At 65.5% G+C, this 1,838-nt stretch carries 1 protein-coding gene and 1 pseudogene; both read left to right on the top strand.

Going from position 1 to position 1,838, the window contains the following annotated elements:
- A pseudogene (locus tag VP06_RS37565) lies at positions 1 to 402 on the top strand (methyl-accepting chemotaxis protein); the annotation flags it as partial.
- 85 nt (positions 403 to 487) lie between these two features.
- A partial coding sequence (locus VP06_RS32680; RefSeq protein WP_082167764.1) for a methyl-accepting chemotaxis protein occupies positions 488 to 1,838 on the top strand: 1,351 nt, incomplete at its 3' end.

Here is a 1,838-nt window from a genome sequence, read left to right as displayed (position 1 = left end):
CGCGAGCAGGATGTCGGGTCGGGCCAGATCAACCAGGCGATCCAGCAGCTCGACAAGGTGACGCAGCAGAATGCGAGCGCCTCCGAGGAAGTCTCGGCGACCTCCGAGGAGCTGGCGGCGCAGGCCGAGACGCTCCAGGCGGCGATCGCGTATTTCCGGATCGACGGGACGCAGGCTCCGGCAGCGGCGCGCCCGATCGACGGGGCGGTGTCGCAACTGCGCGCCACGGCGGCCCGCATGGCCGCCCCCTCGGCCGCCCCCTCGGCCGTCGTGAAGTCGCCCGTCCGGGCGGCCCGCCCGGTGGCCAAACCCAAGGCCAATGGTCTGCGCGGAAACGGCTTCGCGTTCGACATGGGCAGTGGCGAGGATAGCCGCGACCAGGACTTCAAGCGCGCCTCATAGGGCGATCAGCCGCCGGCGCGTCACATCGTGGCTCGGATGCGCCGGCACTCTCAATAAAGAGCCCCATTTTTGCGGAAGAGCGCCCATGTCTCTCTTGATGGGAATGAAAAAATCCTCCAGGACACAAACAGCCCTGGAGGAAATCAATCAACTGGGTCATCTCCTGGCCGGCGGCAACCTGTCTGCGCGAGCGAACCCGGATGTCGCGACGGGGAATGCCAGAGACATCTTGATTGCGGTCAATCATCTCCTCGAACAGGCGACGCGTCCGGCGGTTTCCCTCGGCGATTGCATCGAGCGCATGACGTTGGAGCACGACAAGGGCGACATCGACGTCCGGATGCCGACGGATCGGTTCAACGGCGACTTCGCCGTGATGGCGCAGGGCATCAACGACATGGTGGCCGGCCACATCGCCGTGAAGAAGAAGGCCATGGCCTGCGTCAAGGCGTTCGGCGAGGGTGATTTCAACGCCCCGCTCGAAGCATTCCCCGGCAAGAAGGCGTTCATCAACGACACGATCGAGACGCTGAGGGGCAACCTCAAGCGCTTGATCGCCGACATGACCAGCATGTCGGCCGAGCACGACAAAGGCGATATCGACGTGTTCGTTCCCGTCGATCGGTTCCATGGCGACTTCGCCGTGATGGCGCAGGGCATCAACGACATGGTGACCGGCCACATCGCCGTGAAGAAGAAGGCCATGGCCTGCGTCAAGGCGTTCAGCGAAGGCGATTTCAACGCCCCGCTCGAGCAGTTCCCGGGCAAGAAGGCGTTCATCAACGACACGATCGAGACGCTGCGCACCAATCTGCGCGCGATCACCTCCGAAATACAGCACTTGATCGCCGCCTCGACGGCCGGACGGCTGAGCGAACGCGGCGATGCCAGCCGCTATGTCGGGGACTTCGCCAAGCTCGTGCTCGGCATCAACGGGATGCTCGATGCGATCATCCTGCCGATCATGGAGGGCAACCGCGTCCTCAGCCTGGTCAGCGCCGGCGACTTGACACAGCATGTCGCTATCGACTGCGACGGCGATCATCAGCGCATGAAGGATGCGGTCAATGCGCTGGTCGACAGCCTGACGGCGTTCGCCGTCAACGTCGCGGATGCCGCCAGCCGGGTTGCCGGTGGCAGCCAGGAACTGTCGGCCTCGGCCGAGCAGCTGTCGCAGGGCTCGACCGAGCAGGCCGCCGCCACCGAGGAAGCCTCCGCCTCGATGGAGCAGGTGGCCGCCAACGTGAAGCAGAACGCCGAGAATGCCGGCCAGACCGAGGCCATCGCCCGCCAATCCGCCAAGGATGCCGAGGCCAGCGGCATCGCGGTCGGACGCGCCGTCGAGGCGATGCAGACCATCGCCCAGAAGATCACCATCGTGCAGGCGATCGCCCGCCAGCCCCACCTGCTGGCGCTCAACGCCGCCGTCGACGCGG

The sequence above is a fragment of the Methylobacterium aquaticum genome (assembly GCF_001043915.1).
Taxonomy (GTDB): domain Bacteria; phylum Pseudomonadota; class Alphaproteobacteria; order Rhizobiales; family Beijerinckiaceae; genus Methylobacterium; species Methylobacterium aquaticum.
Note: the sequence above shows the minus strand (reverse complement) of the source record. Positions and strands in the feature narration are given on the sequence as shown.